Annotated in this window: 18 protein-coding genes; 5 read left to right on the forward strand and 13 right to left on the reverse strand. The window is 68.2% G+C overall.

From position 1 onward, the window contains the following. Nucleotides 1-11: 11 nt before the first annotated feature. Genes U4Z64_RS29455 through gspG form a run of 8 tightly spaced genes read right to left on the reverse strand, consistent with a single transcriptional unit; the run spans nt 12 to nt 6,037 of the window. The gene (locus tag U4Z64_RS29455; protein ID WP_044845203.1) at nt 12-800 is read right to left on the reverse strand and encodes a type II secretion system protein N; all 789 of its coding nucleotides are present in this window, start codon (nt 798-800) and stop codon (nt 12-14) included. 31 nt (nt 801-831) lie between these two features. Next, nucleotides 832-1,338, reverse strand: coding sequence for a type II secretion system protein GspM (gspM, locus tag U4Z64_RS29460; RefSeq protein WP_044845246.1), 507 nt, complete (start codon nt 1,336-1,338; stop codon nt 832-834). Beyond that, nucleotides 1,335-2,708 (reverse strand): type II secretion system protein GspL, encoded by a 1,374-nt coding sequence (gspL, locus tag U4Z64_RS29465; protein WP_321821818.1) that lies wholly within the window; start codon nt 2,706-2,708, stop codon nt 1,335-1,337. Before gspL ends, gspM begins: the two co-directional genes overlap by 4 nt. A 24-nt stretch (nt 2,709-2,732) precedes the next feature. After that, a complete protein-coding gene (gspK, locus tag U4Z64_RS29470) occupies nt 2,733-3,833 on the reverse strand; it encodes a type II secretion system minor pseudopilin GspK (RefSeq protein WP_321821819.1) in 1,101 nt (366 codons plus the stop codon). Nucleotides 3,834-3,835: 2 nt separating this feature from the next. After that, complete coding sequence (locus U4Z64_RS29475; protein WP_124486801.1) at nt 3,836-4,540, reverse strand: type II secretion system protein J; 705 nt, start codon at nt 4,538-4,540, stop codon at nt 3,836-3,838. Beyond that, a complete protein-coding gene (gspI, locus tag U4Z64_RS29480) occupies nt 4,518-4,997 on the reverse strand; it encodes a type II secretion system minor pseudopilin GspI (protein WP_415750609.1) in 480 nt (159 codons plus the stop codon). Before gspI ends, U4Z64_RS29475 begins: the two co-directional genes overlap by 23 nt. A gap of 2 nt (nt 4,998-4,999) precedes the next feature. Next, on the reverse strand, nt 5,000-5,542 hold the full coding sequence (locus U4Z64_RS29485) for a GspH/FimT family pseudopilin (protein WP_321821820.1): 543 nt from the start codon (nt 5,540-5,542) through the stop codon (nt 5,000-5,002). Nucleotides 5,543-5,584: 42 nt separating this feature from the next. Continuing rightward, nucleotides 5,585-6,037: a type II secretion system major pseudopilin GspG gene (gene gspG / locus U4Z64_RS29490; RefSeq protein WP_027783126.1), complete on the reverse strand. Its 453-nt coding sequence runs from the start codon at nt 6,035-6,037 to the stop codon at nt 5,585-5,587. Nucleotides 6,038-6,215: 178 nt separating this feature from the next. Between gspG and U4Z64_RS29495 the strand changes: the two genes are divergently transcribed. Further along, on the forward strand, nt 6,216-6,626 hold the full coding sequence (locus U4Z64_RS29495) for a hypothetical protein (RefSeq protein WP_044845208.1): 411 nt from the start codon (nt 6,216-6,218) through the stop codon (nt 6,624-6,626). A 30-nt stretch (nt 6,627-6,656) separates the two neighbouring features. Here U4Z64_RS29495 and gspF read toward each other — a convergent pair whose 3' ends face one another. From gspF to gspD, 3 genes are read right to left on the reverse strand one after another with little or no spacing between them, the layout of a single operon-like run. Next, nucleotides 6,657-7,874, reverse strand: a complete 1,218-nt coding sequence (gene gspF, locus U4Z64_RS29500; RefSeq protein ID WP_257775102.1) for a type II secretion system inner membrane protein GspF — start codon at nt 7,872-7,874, stop codon at nt 6,657-6,659. A gap of 4 nt (nt 7,875-7,878) precedes the next feature. Next, the gene (gene gspE / locus U4Z64_RS29505; RefSeq protein WP_415750610.1) at nt 7,879-9,369 is read right to left on the reverse strand and encodes a type II secretion system ATPase GspE; all 1,491 of its coding nucleotides are present in this window, start codon (nt 9,367-9,369) and stop codon (nt 7,879-7,881) included. Nucleotides 9,370-9,374: 5 nt separating this feature from the next. Further along, nucleotides 9,375-11,717 (reverse strand): type II secretion system secretin GspD, encoded by a 2,343-nt coding sequence (gene gspD, locus U4Z64_RS29510; protein WP_321821822.1) that lies wholly within the window; start codon nt 11,715-11,717, stop codon nt 9,375-9,377. A gap of 368 nt (nt 11,718-12,085) precedes the next feature. On the opposite strand from gspD, the gene U4Z64_RS29515 reads away from it, so the two are divergent. Continuing rightward, nucleotides 12,086-12,535 carry a lytic transglycosylase domain-containing protein gene (locus U4Z64_RS29515; protein ID WP_321812090.1) on the forward strand — a complete coding sequence of 150 codons (450 nt, stop codon included), beginning with the start codon at nt 12,086-12,088 and terminating at the stop codon, nt 12,533-12,535. Nucleotides 12,536-12,707: 172 nt separating this feature from the next. Further along, a complete protein-coding gene (locus U4Z64_RS29520; protein WP_124571500.1) occupies nt 12,708-14,021 on the forward strand; it encodes a GTP-binding protein in 1,314 nt (437 codons plus the stop codon). Nucleotides 14,022-14,155: 134 nt separating this feature from the next. Here the strand turns inward: U4Z64_RS29520 and U4Z64_RS29525 are convergent, their stop codons facing one another. Together U4Z64_RS29525 and U4Z64_RS29530 are read right to left on the reverse strand one after the other, a co-directional pair. After that, entirely contained in the window at nt 14,156-14,434 is a 279-nt protein-coding gene (locus U4Z64_RS29525) for an HU family DNA-binding protein (RefSeq protein WP_006401505.1), read from the reverse strand. 13 nt (nt 14,435-14,447) lie between these two features. Beyond that, nucleotides 14,448-14,810 carry a hypothetical protein gene (locus U4Z64_RS29530; protein WP_124486807.1) on the reverse strand — a complete coding sequence of 121 codons (363 nt, stop codon included), beginning with the start codon at nt 14,808-14,810 and terminating at the stop codon, nt 14,448-14,450. A 14-nt stretch (nt 14,811-14,824) separates the two neighbouring features. Between U4Z64_RS29530 and mnmC the strand changes: the two genes are divergently transcribed. Beyond that, nucleotides 14,825-16,786, forward strand: a complete 1,962-nt coding sequence (gene mnmC, locus U4Z64_RS29535) for a bifunctional tRNA (5-methylaminomethyl-2-thiouridine)(34)-methyltransferase MnmD/FAD-dependent 5-carboxymethylaminomethyl-2-thiouridine(34) oxidoreductase MnmC (RefSeq protein ID WP_321821823.1) — start codon at nt 14,825-14,827, stop codon at nt 16,784-16,786. 675 nt (nt 16,787-17,461) lie between these two features. Next, on the forward strand, nt 17,462-18,676 hold the full coding sequence (locus U4Z64_RS29540; RefSeq protein WP_044845215.1) for a cation:proton antiporter: 1,215 nt from the start codon (nt 17,462-17,464) through the stop codon (nt 18,674-18,676). Nucleotides 18,677-18,685 lie beyond the last annotated feature (9 nt).

Raw genomic sequence — 18,685 nt, forward strand, 5'->3', positions numbered from 1 at the left:
GGTGGCGCGCGTCAGCGCGTCGCGTCGCCGAAGATCAGCGACACTTCGTTGTTGCCGATCGGATGGCCGAGCAGGTTCAGCAGCCCCGCGAGGTTCGCCTGCTGCTCGGGCGCCGCATGCGCGGTGCCGCGAAACGAACCCTGGCCGGGGCCGAAGCTGCCGTGTCCGTCGAGGAACAGCGGGCCCTGCGTCGTCGACAGGTCGAGATCGGCGCCCGAGCCCTTCGCCTGCAGCACTGCGCGATACGACCCGAGCGGCTTCACGCGCGACACGCGCGAACTCATCGAATCGATCGTCACCGTCAGCTGGCCGAACGCGCTGTTGCCGATCATCCGCCAGTCGGTCCACCCGAGCCGCACGTCGCCCTGCAGGTCGAGCGTGTTGAACGGCGTGCCGAGCCCGGCAAGCAGCGACGCGGGCACGGCCATCGTGCCCGCCGACAGCACGGCGCCGCGCCACGTCGCGTCGAGCGTGACGGCGTCGGGCATCGCCTCGGTCTGCCGCATGCGCATCCGCACGCGCCCGGTCAGGAGCGGCCAGAAGCCCGTGGTCCATTCGACCCGCCCCGGCAGCAGCGTTGCCGCGCTCTGGTCCGCGCCCGGTGCGAGCATCAGCGTGCCCGAGCCGTGCCACAGCGATCCGTCCGGATCGACGAGGTTCACGTGGCCGCCGCTCGCGCGCGCGAACTGCGGCGCGATCCACGCGGCCGGCGCGAGCGCGACGAGCGTCAGCGCCGTCGCGAACCCGCCCGCCACCACCCACGGCAATGCGGCGACGAGCCGCCTGATCCCTGGCCTCATCGGCCGACCGTCGCTGGTTTCATCCACTGCGTCATTTCTGCGTCGAGGGTTGCATCACGGCCGTCAGGTCGACCTGGCCGTCTTCCTTCAGTCCGGTCACGTGCGCTTCGCCGACCTGCACCTTGAACTGCCGGCGCGCGTCGTCGAGCCACTGCGTCCACACCGGAAACGAGGCGTTCTTCATCTGGATCTGCACACCGTTGCCGACGACCTGCACCTGCGCGCCCTGCAGCCCGTGATCGGACAGCGACGCGGTGAGCGCATCCTTCAGCGCAAGACCGGTCGGCGCGACGCCTTGCGCGGCGGCCGTCAACGACTTCGCCTCGTTGGCCTGCGCGGTCATCTGCGCGAGTTCCTGGCGCATCGTCGGCAGCGCGCGCCGGATCCGCGCGCGGCCTTCCTCCGCGGGCGACCACAGCACCGAATACGCGATCGCGACGGCCAGCACGGCGCCGCCCCAGCCGAGCAGCGTCCGCTCGCGCGGCGTGCGCTCGCCCCAGAACTGGGCCAGCGCCTGGGTCAGTTGTTCCGTCTTCATGAGCGGCTCCGGATCGTCCATTTGCCGGTGCTGCTGTCGACTTCGCCGGTCAGCCCGTTGCGCGCGAGACGCTGCGGGAAATCGGGGTCGACCTTGACCTCCGGCTTGAAGCCGACGTCGAGCCGCCGGTCGTGATAATCGAGCGACCCGATACCGTTCAGCGGCAGCGCGCCCATCGAACGCGACAGCCCGCTCGACAGCGCGAGAAAATCGTTCGGCGACAGCTCGCCCGCCGCGAGGCGCAGCTGGTCGAGCTGACGCTGCATCTGCGCGGGCGGATCGAGCACCGTCGTCGTCTTCGGGAAGGCAGACAGCAGCGTCTCGGTGATCTGCGCGGACAGCGCGTCGCGCTCGCGCGACAGCTTCCACCAGTGCAGGTTCATCCCGATCACCGCGACGCCGAGCGTGGCCGCGGCGAGTGCGATCGGCACGCGCAGGCGCTTCAGCGTCGCGCGGTCGAAGCGCCACGGCTGCGATTCGAATTCGAACTGGCACAGATCGAAGCGCTCGGTCAGCGCACGCCGCGCGAACGCATCGAACGGCAGCGGTTGCGCGCCCGGCAGCAGCGGGCCGTCGGCGCGTCCGACCGACGCGAGGCGCGGCTCCGCGCCCGGTTCGCCGAGTTCGTACAGTTCGACGTCGCCGCCGCCCGCGAGCGCGGCGAGCGTGCCGGCCGCGCGCGACGCGGGCGCCGCGAACCCTTCGCCGAGCGCGCCGCGCGCGACCGCGAACTCGAGACGCGGCGCACCGGCCGCGGCCGGCTGCGCGCCGGCTTCCACGAGCACCGGCTCGATCGCCGTCGTGAGGCCGAGCACCGCGGCGACCGCGGTCGGGCGCGCAGGCGGCTCGACCGCATCCGTGAGCGCGTCGGCTTGGGTGGCCTCACCGTCGGCATGCGCATCCGGTCCAGCTTCCGCCGCCGGCGCGCGCGGTGCGGGCAGGCAGCGCGTCGCGGGCACCGCGCTCAGGTGCGGGTGGCCGGCCGCGGTGAAGGCATCACAGATCGCGCGGAACCACGCGCGGTCGACGACGGCCAGCACGCGGCGGCCGTCGGGCAGCGCGACCGGATCGAGCGCGACATGGCAGCCGAGCGGATCCTGGATCAGCTGATCCTCGACGATGTTCGGCAGCGCCTGGCGCAGCTTCGGCCCCTTGAGCGGCGGCACGGTCGCGGCCAGCAGCAGCACGTCGCGCGCGGCGACGATCAGCACCGTCGCGTTCGCGCGCGGCAGCAGCGCGAGCGCGGCGCGGCCCGCGCGCTGCACCTGGCCGGCCTTGTCCACGAGCGTGAACGGCAGCTCGGGCCACTGCCATTCCTGCAACGGCACGGCCGGCTCGCGCGGCGGCAAAGAAACAATCAGCGTGCTCAAGAGCTCCTCTCCCGGATGGCGTCGTTATAGCTGGTCGCGGATGCGCACGACCCGCGTCGAGTGCGTGGTCGGATCACGATACACGAGCGAGGTGCGATCGACCTCCGCGCGATCGTGCTGAATCCGGCCATGCACGATGAAGTAACTCGAATTGACGTCGACGAGGCTCGAGTCGATCGTCACGTTCGGCGCGCCGGCACCGCGCAGCGCGAGCTGCACGTCGCCGACGTTGCGGAAAAACACGGTCTCGCGCCGCGCGACGAGCGCCTGCGCCGACGACACGCTCATCCCCGGCATCAGCGCCGCGATCACCTCGGCCGGCGCGGTGTTCATGTTCACCGGCGTCGTGGTCGGCAGCACGGTGACGAACGGGCGCAGCCGCGCGACCATTTCGGGCGTGACGCCGTCGACGTCGAGCAGGCTGTCGACGCCGGTCATCACGAGCGGCGCGGGCCCGCGGTCGCCGTCGGACATCCCCGGCTCGTCGGTGAAGTTGCCGGCCGTGTCGCCGCCGGGCACCGGCGCGGTCGCGGCCGTTCCGGCGCCGGGCAGCGTCGGCGTCTGGAAACGCGTCGCCGAGTGCATCAGGCCCGCGCGCATCTGCAGCGCGATGCGCTTCGCGAGCGCGCCGTCGTAGCCGAGGGTCGTCAACAGCCGCTGGAACGCCTGGAGCTGCATCGCGTTGAGCTGCAGCACGCCGGGCGCCGGCGACGACACGAGGTTGCGCAGGTTGTACTTCGCCTGCGCGTCCTCGATCGATCCGGAGATGTAGGTATCTTCGCCGCCGTTGTCGTTCGGCGCGCCGATCCGGCCGAGGAAATCCGACAGCTTCGTCTGCGCGATCGGTACGGCCCAGATCCCGCCGAGATAGGTGATGCCGGGCGCCGTGTCGCCCTCGGAGCGCAGGATCATGCGCGTCCAGTCGAGCGCGCCGCGCGCGACCCACTGCGCCTGCGCGATCACGCGCTGGTTCTCGATGCGGCGAATCTGCACCTGCTGGCGCCACAGCATCCCCGACACGAGGATCGCCGACAGCGCGACGACGAGCAGCGCGGTGATGATCGCCGCGCCGCGCTCGCGGCGGGCGCGTGCGGCGAACCGGGTACGGTGAGGGCGCGCGCGCATCGTCATTCCCCGACGAGGAAGATGCGCGTGACGGGCACGCGCAGCGACGTCGCGCCGATGCTGACCTGCAGCCCCGTCACCGCCCGCGCCGGCGGCGCGTTGCCGATCTGCGGCACCTTCAGCGCGTCGTTGTTCTGCGCGAGCGCGTCGTTGGCCGTCTGCAGGTTGGTGGTCCAGCCGACGCGCGGCACGTACAGCTTCGCGTCGATCGCACCGACGCCGCCCATCAGCGCGACCCAGCTCCAGCCGTCGACGCTGCTGTCCTTCAGCACGTCGCGCAGGCGGTTCGCGTCGTCGAGCGGCGGCGACGCATAGCGCACGACGCGCCCGCCGGCGATCCGGTAGCGGACCACCTGCAGCCGCGGCGCGGCGCCCGGCACGTCGAGCTCGCGGACGATCTGCAGCGTGTTGCCGGCGACGCCGATCGCCGGCTGGCCGGCTTCGTCGTCGGTCGCGGCGAGCCGCGCGTCGATGCGCATCTGGTCGAACATCTGCGCGAACACGCGCTCGTCTTCCATCGCGGCCGCGACCTTGTCGCGGCCGCGCATGATCTGGTCGAGCCCGCGCCACGACAGGATCGCGACCACCGCGAGGATCGCGATCGCGATCATCAGTTCGATCAGCGTGAAGCCGCGCACGCGGCGCGAGCCGGCGGCGCGCAGGGGCCGGCGCGGCATCGGCGCGTCAGAGCGGACGGCTGGTTTCATTCGCGACCACCGTCACCATTTGCGCGAGCACGCCGGCGCGCCCCGGCATGCTCACCGACATCTGCACGCGCCGGAACACCGGGTTCGGCGTCGTGCTCACGCGCTGCGTGCAGACCAGCTGCAGGTTGCCCTGCGAACAGTCGAAGCTCTGTTCGCCGACCTCCGGCCACGCATGCGTGAGGCGCAGTTGCGCGAGCGCGTTGTCGGCACTCCAGCCGGCGAGCAGCCGGCGGTGGAGATCGGATGCATTGGTCGCCATCGTGCCGACCGCGCGGATCGACGCGGCGAGCGCGACCGCGATGATCGCGAGCGCGACCAGCACCTCGATCATCGTGAAGCCGCGCGCCCCGGCGAGGCCGGCCGCAGGCCGGTCTCCGGAGGAAGTACGCCTGGGGTGCCCCGAAGGGAGTCCCCTTGGGGGGCGGGAAGCGGCCGGAAAGGGCAGGCGACGACGCATCGTCATTGCACCTCGTAGCGGCCGTTGCCGGTGCCGACGATCGTCGCGCTGCCGACCGCCGAATGCAGCGTCACGCGCACCGGCGTGTCGATGCTTTCCGTGCCGAACACGACGCGGCTCGCGCGCGTGTCGGCCCCGGGATAGTCGATATCGGCGCCCGTGACGCCGCCGTCCCAGTCGCGCGGGCGCAGCACGTCGTCGCGCAGCGTGTGCCAGCCGTCGGGCGAGCTCACGTCGAAGCGGAAACCGTGCGCGGTCGGCTGCCACGCGATCGGGCGCGCGCGCACCTGTGCTTCGTCGCCGGCCGTCTCGAACAGCAGCGCGATGCGCTGCGCTTCCTCGCGCAGGTCGGTGCGCGGATTGCGCGTCAACGACAGCGACGCGAGCGACACCAGCAGGCCCGCGATCACGAGCACGACCAGCATCTCGAGCAGCGTGAAGCCGCGTGCGCGTGCCGCGGTCACGGCCGCGCCGCGCCGCACGCGGCCGTCGCGGGCATCGCGGCGAGCGCGAGCGGAGCGCAAGGGCGTGCGAGGGGCGGGCATGGAGTGAAGAACGGGGAGAACGTCGGGACGGTCAGCGCAGGCTTACTGCCACGAACCGATGTCGGAATCGTTGCTCTCGCCGCCTTCCTTGCCGTCGGCGCCGTAGCTGAACACGTCGATCTCGCCGTGCACGCCCGGGTTCAGGTACTTGTACCCGTTGCCCCACGGATCGTTCGGCAGGCGCTCGAGATAGCCGCCGTCCTTCCAGTTGTTCGGGATCGGATCGGTGGTCGGCTTCTGGATCAGCGCGTTCAGGCCCTGTTCCTGGGTCGGATAGCGGCCGTTGTCGAGCCGGTACAGCTTGAGCGCCTGCATGATCGTGCCGATGTCCTGCTTCGCGGCGATACGGCGCGCCTCGTCGGGACGGCTCATGATCTTCGGCACGATCAGTGCCGCCAGGATCCCGAGGATCGCGACCACCACCATGATCTCGATCAGCGTGAAACCGCGCTGACGGCGCACGGCCGCATTACGGCGAGTGATCCACGTTTGCATGACTGACTACCTCTTCCAAAAAATGTCGTCGATTAAGTGACGCACCCGGCGCATTCCGGACGTTTTGCCTGACGGCCAGCTTCCGTTTCCCCCGGGCGCGGAGCACGCATTGTAAGGCGCGCACTGCCGAGGGCTTTCACCCAACGCAAATTTCATATACATCCGTACAATAGCGCGCATGAACGCGCTCTCGATCCGGATCCTCTCCCTAGCCCTCTTCGCGGGTTTGTGCGCGACGGCCACCTACTGGGTCGTCACGCTGTCGGCCCGCGAAGCGCCGCTGCCCGCCGCCGCCGCGCGGTTGCCGATCCGCACCGAGGACGCCGCCGCGCTCTTCGGCGGACAGCTCGACAAGAATCCCGTGCAGGACATCCACCTGTTCGGCATTCTCGCGCTCGATCATGGCGGCGCCGCGATCGTCGGCATCGGCGGCGAGCCGCCGCGCGCCGTGTCGCTCGGCGCGGAGCTCGCGCCCGGCGCGAAGCTCGCCGAAGTGCGCAACCGCTCGATCATCGTCGACCGCAACGGCGCGCGCGCCGAAGTCCAGCTCCCCGCGAACACGCCGTCCCCCGCGATCTACATGCGTTGATCGGCGGTGGCCTGACCGGCGGTCAGGCCGTCACTGCACCATGTTGTTCAGCTCGATGATCGGCAGCATCACGGCCAGCACGATCACGAGCACGATCCCGCCCATCGCCAGGATCAAGAGCGGCTCGAGCAGGCTCGTCAGGAACATCGTGCGGCGTTCGAGCTCGCGCGCTTCACCTTCCGCCGCGCGATCCAGCATCGTCGTCACGTCGCCCGTCGCTTCGCCCGAACGGATCAGGTGCACGAGCACCGGCGGAAACGTCTTCACGTTGTTCAGCGCGCGCGACAGCGCGGAGCCTTCGCGCACGCGCACGATCGCGTCGTCGATGTTCGCGCGCATCGCGCGGTTCGACAGCGTCTCGCCGGCCGCCTGCAGCGCGCGCAGGATCGGCACGCCGGCCGCGGTCAGGATGCCGAGCGTGCTCGCGAAGCGCACCGTGTTGTAGCCCCGCACGAGCTTGCCCGCGAGCGGCGCGGTCAGCACCCAGCGGTCGAACGCGAGCCTGGGCCCGTCGCGCGACAGCGTCGCCTTCACGACCCACACGACGAGCGCGGCCGCGATCAGGATCGCCCACCACCAGTGCCGCACGAAATCCGACAGCGCCATCATCACGACCGTGAGGATCGGCAGCTGCTGCTTCGTGCTCGCGAACACGTTGACGACCTGCGGCACGACGTAGCTCAGCAGGAACGTGACGATGCCGAACGCGATCAGCGTGACGATCCCCGGATACGTGAACGCGAGCAGGATCTTCTGCTTCAGCGCGTTGCTCTGTTCGATGTAGTCGGCCAGGCGCGACAGCACGATGCCGAGCTTGCCGGTGTGCTCGCCCGCCGCGACGAGCGCGCGATAGATTTCCGGGAAGTCGCGCGGATGCTGGCCCAGCGCATTCGCGAGCGAGTGGCCGCCGAGCACTTCCGCGCGGATCGAGGCCATCAGTTCGCGGATATAGTCGCGCTCGGCCTGCTCGGTGAGCACGCCGAGCGCCTCGTCGAGCGGCAGCCCCGCGATCAGCAGGCTCGCGAGCTGGCGCGTGAGGATCGCCTGCTCGCGCTGCGACAGCTTGCGGCCGAACGCGAGGCGCTGCGAGCGCGCACCGCGGCTCGCGCTGGCGGCCGGCTCGACCACCAGCGGCGTGAGCCCCTGCGTGCGCAACTGGCCGCGCGCGGCGCGCGCGCTGTCGGCATCGATCACGCCCTTCTGCGCGCGCCCGGCCGCATCGATTGCTTCGAAACGGAATGCCGACATCGCGCTATGCGCCTCCCGTCACGCGCAGCACTTCCTCGAGCGACGTCGCACCGGCCGCGAGCCAGCGCTCGGCGTCGTCGCGCAGCGTGCGCATCCCTTCCGCGCGGCCCGCGGCGAGAATCTCCGCATCGGCCGCGTTGCGGTGGATCAGCGTGCGTATCGAATCGTCGACCACCAGCAGTTCGTATACGCCGCGCCGGCCCGTGTAGCCCGAATGCCCGCACTTGTCGCAGCCGACCGGATGCCACACGGTGCGGCCTTCCTCCTGCCGCTCTTCCTTGCAGACCGGGCAGAGCTGCCGCACCAGGCGCTGCGCGAGCACGCCGAGCAGCGACGACGCGAGCAGGTACGGCTCGACGCCCATGTCGGTCAGGCGCGTGACGGCGGACGCCGCATCGTTGGTGTGCAGCGTCGCGAGCACGAGGTGGCCCGTGAGCGACGCCTGCACCGCGATCTGCGCGGTTTCGAGGTCGCGGATTTCGCCGATCATGATCACGTCCGGGTCCTGGCGCAGGATCGAACGCAGCGCGCGGGCGAAGGTCATCCCGATCCGCTCGTTCACCTGCGTCTGGCCGATGCCGGACAGGTCGTATTCGATCGGATCCTCGACGGTCATGATGTTGGTCGTCGCCGTTTCGAGCCGCGACATCGACGCATACAGCGTCGTCGTCTTGCCCGAACCGGTCGGGCCCGTCACCAGCACGATGCCGTGCGGGCGGCCGATCAGCTTGTCGAACTGGACGAGCGTGTCGCGGCCCATCCCGAGCGCTTCGAGGTTCAGGCGCTGCGCGTCCTTTTCCAGCAGACGCAGCACCGCGCGCTCGCCGTGCCCGGTCGGCAGCGTCGACACGCGCACGTCGACCGGCCGGCCGCCGACGCGCAGCGTGATGCGGCCGTCCTGCGGCAGGCGTTTCTCGGCGATGTCGAGCTGCGCCATGATCTTGATCCGCGAGATCAGCGCGCCGTGCAGCGCCTTCTTCGGGCGCACGACGTCGCGCAGCGTGCCGTCGACGCGGAACCGCACGACCGATGCATTCTCGAACGGCTCGATGTGAATGTCCGATGCCTGTTCGCGCGCCGCTTGCGTGAGCAGCGCGTTGATCATCCGGATGATCGGCGCATCGTCTTCCGATTCGAGCAGATCCTCGACTTCGGGGATGTCCTGCATCAGCCGCGACAGGTCGACTTCGCCTTCGACCTCGCCGACGATCTGCGCCGCGCTGCCGTCCTGGCGCGCGTAGGCCTGGTTGATCGCCTGCGCGAGCTCGTCGGCCGGCACGCGATGCACGGAGATCGAGCCGAAGTTGCGCGCGATTTCGGCGAGCGCCGCATCGTTCGTGCGTTCGCTGATCCACACCTCGAGCGTGTCGTCGAGCTGGTGCGCGATCAGCACCTGGCCGCTCTTCGCGAAACCGTACGGCAACAGGCGCGCGGCGAGCGGCGACGGCGGCTGCCGTTCGCCGGGCGTGCCGTCGTGAGCGGAGGATGCGAGCACGTCGCTCACTGCGAGGCTCCCGGCGTGGCGGTCAGCGGCTGTTGCGGCACGGCCTGCTGCGGTACGCTCCGCGGCTGCGCGGGAGTTGCCTCCGGCAGCGGCTGGGCCGGCACCGGCGCCACCTGGCGTTGCAGCTGCTGACGGCGCATCTTGTCGAGATCGAACAGGTTCCCGGCCGGCGTGCCGCCCTGGCTCGGGCCGAGCGGCATCGGCGGGACGATCGGATCGTCCTTGTCGCGGATCACGTTGTTGTCCGACTTGTACGCGCCCGTCACGCCCTGGATGTAGTCGTAGCGGTTGGCCGTGACTTCCTGCGCGGTGCCGCGATCGGAAATGATCACGGGGCGCAGGAACACCATCAGGTTGGTTTTCGCACGCACCTTCGATTCCGAACGGAACAGCTGGCCGATCCACGGAATGTCGCCGAGCAGCGGGACCTTGCTGTTCGATACCTGGTAGTTGTCCTGCATCAAGCCGCCGAGCACGATGATCTCGCCGTTGTCGGCCAGGATCGTCGACTGGATCGACCGTTTCGTGAAGGTCGGGCCGGTCTGCGCGCTGGTCGTGCCGGCGACGACCGCCGAATCCTCGGTATAGAGCTGCAGCTTCAGGATCCCGCCGTCGGTGATCTGCGGCTTCACGTGCAGCGTCAGGCCGACGTCGCGACGGTCGTAGGTGTTGAACGCGTTGCTCGTCGTGCCGCTCGTCAGGTTCGAATACGAACCGGTTGCGATCGGCACGTTCTGGCCGACCACGATCTTCGCTTCCTCGTTGTCGAGCGTGATCAGGTTCGGCGTCGACAGCACGTTCGCGTCGCTCACGCCCGCAAAGTATTGCAGCAGCGCGCCGAGCCCCTGCACGCCGAACATGTTGTGCAGCCAGCCGATGTTGAGCCCCTGGGACAACTGCCCGAGGTTGGAGGCCAGCCCGCCTCCGGTGATCCCGCCGGCCGCGTTGGCCACACCGCCGGCCGTCAGGTTGATGATGCTGTTGCCGAGGCCCAGCCCGGGGTTCAGGTTCGTGCCGCCGAGAAACTGGCCGCTCGCCACCTGCCACTGGATGCCGAGGTTGCCCTGCGTCGTCGAGTTCAGCTCGACGATCAGCGCTTCGATATAGACCTGCGCGCGCCGTGCGTCGAGCTGGTCGATCACCGAGCGCAGGTTGCGGTAGACCGGGTCGGACGCGGTGATGATCAGCGAGTTGGTCGCCGAGTCGGCCTGGATCATCCCGCCCGGCTGGTTGTCGTCGCCCTTTTCCTTGTCGCCGCCGAGCAGGCCGCCCGTGCCGAGGCCGCCGCCGGACGAACCGCTGCCGCCGTAGGCGGACGAAGAAGACGAACCGCCCAAGCCGCCCGACGGCAGCGGCGGGGTGCCCGACGTGCCGGTCGAGAAGTTGCCGCTCTGCGACGAGCCGCCGCCCTGGTTGAAGCTGTTCGCGTCGTTGGACGACGCCGACGAACCGCTGTCGCTGCTGCTCTTGCCGAGCATCCCGCGCAGCGTCTTCGCGAGCTTCACCGCGTCGGCGTTGCGCAGCGGCACGACGTGCATGTTGCCGGGCACCGCGCTCGGCGCGTCGAGCTGCTGCACGAGGCGCTTCGCGGCCGCGAGGCGCGACGCGCTCGACGCGCGCAGCATCAGCGAGTTGGTGCGCGGGTCGGCCGTGACCGACACCTTCAGCGTCGCGTCGCTGTTGCCGATCGCGCCCGGGTCGAGCATCTTCTGCAGCTGCGCGGCGAGGTCGATCGCGTTCGCATTGCGCAGCGGCACGACCTGGACCTGCGCGCCCGCGGCGCTGTCGACGCCCGAGATGATCTGCGCGATTCGGCGCACGTTGTCCGCGTAGTCGGTGACGACGATCGTGTTGTTCGCCGGGTAGGCGGTGACCGTGTTGTTCGGCGAGATCAGCGGCCGCAGCACCGGCAGCAGGTTGTTCGCCGATTCGTTGCGCAGCTCGAACACCTGCGTGATGACCTGGTCGCCGCGCGCCTGCGGCGCATTGCCGACATAGGTCGGCACGCCCTGCAGCTTCGCGTCGGCTTCCGGCACGACCTTCAGCACCCCGTGATCCTGCACGAGCGCGAAGCCCTGCATGCGCAGCGCCGACTGCAGCGTCTTCAGCGCCTGGTCTTCCGGCACCGGACGTTCAGCCACGAGATTGAGCTGCCCCTTCACGCGGGGGTCGACGATGATGGTCTTGCCGGTTGCGGCACCGATCGCCTTGGCGACCTGGTCGATGTCCGCATTCACGAAATTGAGCGTGACCTGAGCGTAGGCGGCCTGCGAGACGATGATGCCGGCGACGATCAGGGTCGTCGCGATGCGCCGCATAACGAAGCGATTTCTTGTCATGGATGAATGGGTCGATGCCGGCTCAGGCCACTTCCGGCGGTAGTGCTGGGATCCAGGTCCGAAAGAGGCGACATTAGCAGCTTTTCATGTCCGGAATATCACATTGAGCCGAGGACTGTCTCACATACGACATGTATCCGGCGCACCGTATGCAATATGTAAGATTTCGCCGCCGCCCCGGGCTGCCGCCCATCGCCGTCGTTTTTGCGATGAATCGACACGAAAATGCGGTATAAACGGGCAGCCGTCGTTCGCATGTCGCCACGTGACGGACTCTCGGTATGATACGGGCGGCACGTTTCCAGTCGCACGAATAACGGACACGGGTTTTCCCGATCCTTGCGCCCATTTCTTTCGTTTTCCGCACCATGAACAGACGGTTCGCTTCGATCGCGTTGATCGCCGCCGGCGTGTGGTTCGCCTGCGGAAGCGCACGCGCGGATTGTTTCGACGAGGCCGCCCGCTACCAGAAGGTCAATCCGCTGATCCTGCGCGCGATCGCGTGGCAGGAGTCGCACAACCGGCCCGACGCGCTGAACAAGAATACGAACGGCTCGGTCGACTACGGCCTGATGCAGATCAATTCGATCCACCTGCCGACGCTGTCGCGCTACGGCATCGGCCGCGACACGCTGATGCAGCCGTGCAAGAACGTCTACATCGCCGCTTGGCACCTGCGCCAGAAGATGAATCGCTACGGCAACACATGGCAGGCCGTCGGCGCCTATCATTCGGAAACGCCGTCGCTGCGCGACAAGTATGCGCGGCAGATCGCCGGGATCCTGACGCAGTGGAAGCTGATGCCGCCCGAGCAGTGACGCCGCGCCGCGGCGCTTGCCGACGCCGTGCCGCTCGGCCGGCGCGCGTTTGATGCACAATGCGGATCTCACGCCGCGGTTTCGACCGGCCCGGGCGACCGGCTCCGGGCCGATCGCGCCCCGTCAGGACGCCGCGGCCGCTTTTCCCTCTTTTCCGTTGGTGCAAATCGTTATGAATCCGGCAATGAACCAGCCGTTGCCCGTCACCGTGCTGTCCGGTTTCCTCGGCGCCGGCAAGACCACGCTGCTCAATCACATCCTCGCGAACCGCGCGGGCCTGAAAGTCGCCGTGATCGTCAACGATCTCGCGGCGGTCAACATCGACGCGTCGCTCGTACGCGATGCGCAGGCGTTGTCGCATGTCGAGGAACGCCTGGTCGAGATGTCGAACGGCTGCATCTGCTGCACGCTGCGCGACGACCTGCTCGTCGAGATCCGCAATCTCGCGGCGGATGGCCGCTTCGACGCGATCGTGATCGAATCGACCGGCATCGCGGAGCCGATGCCGATCGCCGAAACCTTCACGTTCGTCGACGACGACGGCGCATCGCTGTCGAACGTCGCGCGGCTCGACACGCTCGTCACCGTGGTCGACGCCTACAATTTCCTGCGCGACTACGGTTCCGACGACGCGCTCGCGACGCGCGGCATCGCCGCATCGGACGAAGACGATCGCACGCTCGTCGAGCTGCTGATCGAGCAGATCGAGTTCTGCGACGTGCTCGTGATCAACAAGACCGACCTCGTCGGCGCGGAAGAACTCGCGCGTCTGCAGCACATCCTCGCGCGGCTCAACCCGCGCGCGCACCAGGTCGTGTCGACGTTCGGCAACGTGCCGCTCGAGGAAGTGCTGAACACCGGCCGCTTCGATTTCGACGAGGCCGCGAACGCGCCGGGCTGGCTCGCGTCGCTCGATCACGATCACACGCATTGCGACGATCCCGAGTGCCACGATCCGCACCATGCGCACGTGCATGGCGAAGCCGACGAATTCGGCATCGGCAATTTTGTTTACCGCGCGCGCCGACCGTTTCATCCGGCACGGCTCTGGGCGCTGCTGCATCAGGAGTGGCCGGGCGTGCTGCGCAGCAAGGGCTTCTTCTGGCTCGCGACGCGCAACGACATCGCGGGCTCGCTGTCGCAGGCGGGCGGCGTGTGCCGGCATGGCCCGGCGGGCCTCTGGTGGGCCGCGCAGGATCGCGCGGAATGGCCGGACGACGACGAGTTGCTCGCCGAAATTCGCACGGAGTGGCAGGGCGACCTCGACGACCGCTCGGTCGGCGATCGCCGTCAGGAACTGGTGCTGATCGGCATCGGGCTCGATGCCGACGCGTGGCGCGCAAAACTCGACGCATGCCTGCTCACCGATGCGGAATTCGCGCTCGGTGCGGCGCAATGGAGCGCGTTCGACGATCCGTTCCCGGTGTGGGATGTCGATGCGCACGACGACGACGATCCCGGCGACACGCAGATCGTGCACGCGTAATACGCGGTAAAAACGGCTTGCGACAGGCAACCGTTAAATCTTGCAAGAGTGGCGCGAACTGTGGCAAAAATGCCGCGCGCGCCCAACAAAAAACCCGCCGAACGGCGGGTTTTTTTCCTGGAACAGGCGCTGGATTAACGCTTGTTGACGGCGTCCTTGAACGCCTTGCCAGCCGTGAACTTGACCGTCTTGGCTGCCGGGATCTTGATGGTTTCGCCGGTCTTCGGGTTGCGGCCCGTACGTGCTGCGCGCTTGCCCGAACCGAAGCTGCCGAAGCCGATCAGCTGAACCGCATCACCCTTCGACACGGCCTTCTTGATGACTTCGAGCAGCGTGTCCAGCGTTTCGCCGGTTTGAGCCTTGCTGGCGCCCGTTTGGGCGGCGACGGCGTCGATCAGTTCCTGTTTGTTCATTAAGGTTCCTTTTTCAGGTTAGGTTTGACACGAACAGCGCGAACGCGCCGATTATACGTGCGCGAACCGTGCCGTCGAGAGTCAGACTTCGACGGCACAGCGCCGAATCCTGGCCCGCGCGACGTGCCGTCCGGTTTGCCGGAAGGCCACCCCGCGGTACGGCGTTGCTATGATAGCGCAGCGCAAACCCAATAACGACAAGGGTTTCAAAGATTTTCATCGGTATTTCGCCGAATGAATCGTCGATTGCCCGTTTTTTGACCTGCGCCAACCGGACGGGATACGCAGCCGGGTCCGCCGCCGCGCAACGCCGTTGGTTTTTGCCAACGACCCGCCGGACGCCTCCGCGCAATCCCTTGCCAGGCTTGGCTGCCACGTTTTTTGTTTCGCATGCCCGACCGACTCGTTCCCGCCACGCTCGCGTTTCGCGACGACGGCACCCTCATCTCGCCCGCGTACGGCGACATCTATCACAACGTCGCAGGCGCGCTCGCGCAGGCGAACTACGTGTTCATCGCGGGCAACGCGCTGCCCGGGCGCTGGCAAGGCCGGCGCACGTTCACGATCGTCGAGACGGGGTTCGGCGCGGGCGTCAACTTCCTCGCGACCTGGGCCGCCTGGCGCGACGATCCCGCGCGCTGCGAACGGCTGCATTTCGTGTCGTTCGAGAAGCATCCGTTTTCGCGCGACGACCTGCGCCGGGCACTGTCCCATATGGTTGCGAACACAACGATATCGACGGAAGCAGAAATGCTCGCCGATGCGTGGCCGATGCTCGTTCCCGGTTTTCATCGCCTCGAATTCGACGCTGGCCGGGTCGTGCTCACGCTCGCGCTGGGCGACGCGTGCGAGATGCTGCCGAAACTGGTCGCACGCGCCGATGCGTTCTATCTGGACGGTTTCGCGCCCGCGAAAAACCCGGATCTCTGGTCGGCCGACGTGTTCCGCGCGCTCGCACGTATCGCCGCCGAGAAGGCGACCTTTGCGACCTATTCGAGCGCGGGCGTGGTGAAACAAGCGCTCCTCGAAGCGGGTTTCACGTATCGCAAGATGGCGGGCCTGGCCGGCAAGTTCGCGATGCTCGCGGGCGAATACGCACCGCGCTGGCGGATGCGCCGGCACGAACCACCGCGCGCGTTGCCGGTTGCCGCGCGCGACGCGATCGTGATCGGCGCGGGGCTGGCCGGCTGCGCGGTCGTCGAACGGCTCGCCGCGCGCGGCTGGAACGTCACGCTGATCGAGCGGCACGCGCGAATCGCGAGCGACGCATCGGGCAATCCGGCCGGCGTATTCCATCCACTGATGACGCGCGACGACAACGTCGCGAGCCGCCTCACGCGCAGCGGTTTCCTGCATGCGCTGGCGCGCTGGCGCGCGCTGGAGCATGCGGGCCATGCGTTCGCGCGCAGCACGCGCGGGATGATCCATCTCGCGGAATCGGCCGACGATTTCGTGCGGATGCGCGACGCGTTCGACGCGCTCGGCGCACCGTCCGACTACGTGTCGCTGCTCGACACGGACGCCGCGCGCGCGCATCTGAACCTGCCGGTCGCACATGGCGGCCTGCTGTTTCCGCACGGCGGCGCCGTCTGGCCGGCCGGGGTCTGCGCCGCACAAGTCGCGGCGGCCGGTGAACGCGTGACACTGCTCGCCGGCACCGAAGTCGCGCGACTCGAGCGCGATGGCGACACGTGGCGCGCCGTCGACGCGGCAGGCGCGACGCTCGCCGAGGCGCCGGTCGTCGTGCTCGCGAACGCCGGCGACGCCGTGCGTCTAGCGGGCCTGCGGCACGTCGCGCTGCAGCCGGTGCGCGGCCAGCTCACGCTGCTGCCGCCCGGCAGCACGGCACCGCTGCCGTGCCCCGCGATCGGCGACGGCTATGCGGTACCGCTCGACGACGGCACGCTGCTGATCGGCGCGACGTTCGAACCCGACGACCTCGATCCGGCGATGCGCGGCGCCGGGCATATCGAAAATATCGAGCGCGTCCGGCATCTGCTGCCCGGCCTGATCGGCGAGCTGCCGGACGTCGATACGCTGCGCGGGCGCGTCGCGTTTCGCTGGGTCGTCGCCGACCGCGTGCCGGTGATCGGCCCGCTCGCCGACGAAGCGCAGGCCGTCGCGAACGCACGCGCGCTGAGCGGTGCGAGGGCGCGCGACCTGCCGCGCACCGCGGGCCTGTACGGCGCATTCGGCTACGGTTCCCGCGGCCTCGTGTGGGCCGCGCTCGGCGCGGAACTGATCGCGTCGCAACTGGAAGGCGAGCCGCTGCCGCTCGAGCGCGAACTCGCCGATGCCGTCGACCCGGCCCGGTTCCTGATCCGCGCGCTGCGCGGCCGCCAGATCGGCTGATCTCGTCAGCCGAATCCTCACAGTCCTTCGATTTTTTCGCGCAAGGTTATCCACGCGACGCTGTGGATAACCGCGCGGAATCCGCACGCACTTCGTGTGCAATCACAGTGGACGTAAACTGGGCAACTCGGCACAGCTGTGAAACGGCCCGAAAGTTGCCCAACTCAAACCTCTGTGAGCAAACAGCCTGTGCAACGACTTATGACCGCGCCAACACCTTGATCTTGTTGCGTAAACCGAAGTTATCCACAGAACTGTGAGCGCCTTGTTAACTTCTACTACGTATATATACAAGTAAACCATTGAAACCAAAGACCTGTGGCACCTCACAGCGCCACGAGTCGATTCAATCGGTTCCGGAGCGAAAAAGCTGTGGCACAATCGGTTTCCTTCGCGTTCGTTCGGCCAAGCGCCGGACATGCTTCAATGGAACGGTCGGCTCGATTTCGAATCTGAATCATCGAGACTGCGCAGTCCGTTCACACACCAGGCCGACAATCCAGATCGGCAGCCTGAACGACAGTTCCGCCGGATGGCGGAAAGAGGCGGATCCCATGTCCCGCCGTCGTCGACCACAACATTCACACTCGGGGCGATACCCAGCCGGCGCGCATCTCATTTCTGACGCTTGACCCCGCGCCGCTGGCGATTGCTTCCAAAGGAGAAGTCACCACGATGAAGTCGGCGTTCTCATTCCTGCCCAATTGGCCGCTCGCGCCGGATGCCGTGTTCTGGGCCGGGCTCGCGTTGTTCGCGGCCGGTCTGTGTGGCGAGCTGTGCTATCGCGCATGGCGGCTGCCGCGCATCACCGGGTATGCGGTGATCGGTCTCATCGCCGGTTCGTTCGGATTCGGCGTGATCGACGCGAGCACCGACGAAACCTCGCGGCTGCTGATCGACGTCGCGCTCGGCCTGCTGCTGTTCGAGCTCGGCAGCCGCCTCGACCTGAAATGGATCCGCCGCAATCCGTGGCTCATTGCGTCGAGCCTGGCCGAGGCGACGCTGACGTTCGTGCTCGTGCTGTTCGTGATGCTCGCGCTCGGCGTGTCGGGCATGGTCGCGCTCGTGCTGTCGGCGATCGCGATCGCGACGTCGCCGTCGATGGTGATCCAGCTCAAGACCGAGCTGCGCGCGGAAGGGCAGGTGTCGCAGCGCCTCATCACGCTGACCGCGCTGAACAGCGTGTACGCGATCGTGCTGACCAAGCTCGTCACGAGCTGGCTCCACCAGGAAGCGTACGGGAACGTTTTCGCGACGATCCTGCAACCCGCCTACCTGATCGCCGGTTCGTTCATCGTCGCGTACCTGGTCGCGCGGGCGTGCAATTACCTGTTCCGTCACATGACCGCGACGATGCGCGACGAGCATTCGTTCGTCGCGCTGTTCGGGCTCGTGATGCTCGCGATCGCGGTCGCGCAGGCGCTGAAGCTGTCGACGCTGCTCACGCTGCTGCTCGCCGGCATCATCGTGAAGAACCTCGAAGCGCGGCCGCAGCTGTGGCCCGAGCATTTCGGCACGGCCGGCTGGTTGCTGACGGTGATCCTGTTCGTGCTGACGCTCACGTCGTTCACGTGGGGCGACATCGCGCTCGGCGGCCTGCTCGCAATCGCGCTGATCGTCACGCGGCTCGCCGCCAAGCTCGCCGGCGTCGTCGCGTTCGCGAAGCCGAGCGGGCTCGGGATGAAGCAGGGCGTCGCGCTCGGCATCGCGCTGACACCGATGTCCGCGCTGTCGTACCTGCTCGTCGACGACACCTACCAGCTCTATCCGAATTTCGACCCGCACCTGCGCGCGATCGTGATGTGCACGATCGTGATCCTGCAGCTCGTCAGCCCGTTCGTCGTCTACCGCTGCCTGTCGGCGGTCAGCGAACGCAGCGACAGAAACTGATTCCGGAAC

The organism is Burkholderia sp. BCC1996, assembly GCF_905339955.1.
Lineage (GTDB): Bacteria > Pseudomonadota > Gammaproteobacteria > Burkholderiales > Burkholderiaceae > Burkholderia.

Bases quoted from the DNA above. Each gene is read 5' to 3' on its own strand.
- U4Z64_RS29495 (WP_044845208.1), top strand. From the start codon at position 6,216: ATGAACGCGCTCTCGATCCGGATCCTCTCCCTAGCCCTCTTCGCGGGT.
- U4Z64_RS29520 (WP_124571500.1), top strand. From the start codon at position 12,708: ATGAATCCGGCAATGAACCAGCCGTTGCCCGTCACCGTGCTGTCCGGT.
- gspK (WP_321821819.1), bottom strand. From the start codon at position 3,833: ATGCGCGCGCGCCCTCACCGTACCCGGTTCGCCGCACGCGCCCGCCGC.
- gspD (WP_321821822.1), bottom strand. From the start codon at position 11,717: ATGACAAGAAATCGCTTCGTTATGCGGCGCATCGCGACGACCCTGATC.
- U4Z64_RS29540 (WP_044845215.1), top strand. From the start codon at position 17,462: ATGAAGTCGGCGTTCTCATTCCTGCCCAATTGGCCGCTCGCGCCGGAT.
- gspM (WP_044845246.1), bottom strand. From the start codon at position 1,338: ATGAAGACGGAACAACTGACCCAGGCGCTGGCCCAGTTCTGGGGCGAG.
- U4Z64_RS29515 (WP_321812090.1), top strand. From the start codon at position 12,086: ATGAACAGACGGTTCGCTTCGATCGCGTTGATCGCCGCCGGCGTGTGG.
- mnmC (WP_321821823.1), top strand. From the start codon at position 14,825: ATGCCCGACCGACTCGTTCCCGCCACGCTCGCGTTTCGCGACGACGGC.
- U4Z64_RS29455 (WP_044845203.1), bottom strand. From the start codon at position 800: ATGAGGCCAGGGATCAGGCGGCTCGTCGCCGCATTGCCGTGGGTGGTG.
- gspI (WP_415750609.1), bottom strand. From the start codon at position 4,997: ATGCGTCGTCGCCTGCCCTTTCCGGCCGCTTCCCGCCCCCCAAGGGGA.
- gspG (WP_027783126.1), bottom strand. From the start codon at position 6,037: ATGCAAACGTGGATCACTCGCCGTAATGCGGCCGTGCGCCGTCAGCGC.
- U4Z64_RS29475 (WP_124486801.1), bottom strand. From the start codon at position 4,540: ATGAAACCAGCCGTCCGCTCTGACGCGCCGATGCCGCGCCGGCCCCTG.
- U4Z64_RS29525 (WP_006401505.1), bottom strand. From the start codon at position 14,434: ATGAACAAACAGGAACTGATCGACGCCGTCGCCGCCCAAACGGGCGCC.
- gspF (WP_257775102.1), bottom strand. From the start codon at position 7,874: ATGTCGGCATTCCGTTTCGAAGCAATCGATGCGGCCGGGCGCGCGCAG.
- U4Z64_RS29485 (WP_321821820.1), bottom strand. From the start codon at position 5,542: ATGCCCGCCCCTCGCACGCCCTTGCGCTCCGCTCGCGCTCGCCGCGAT.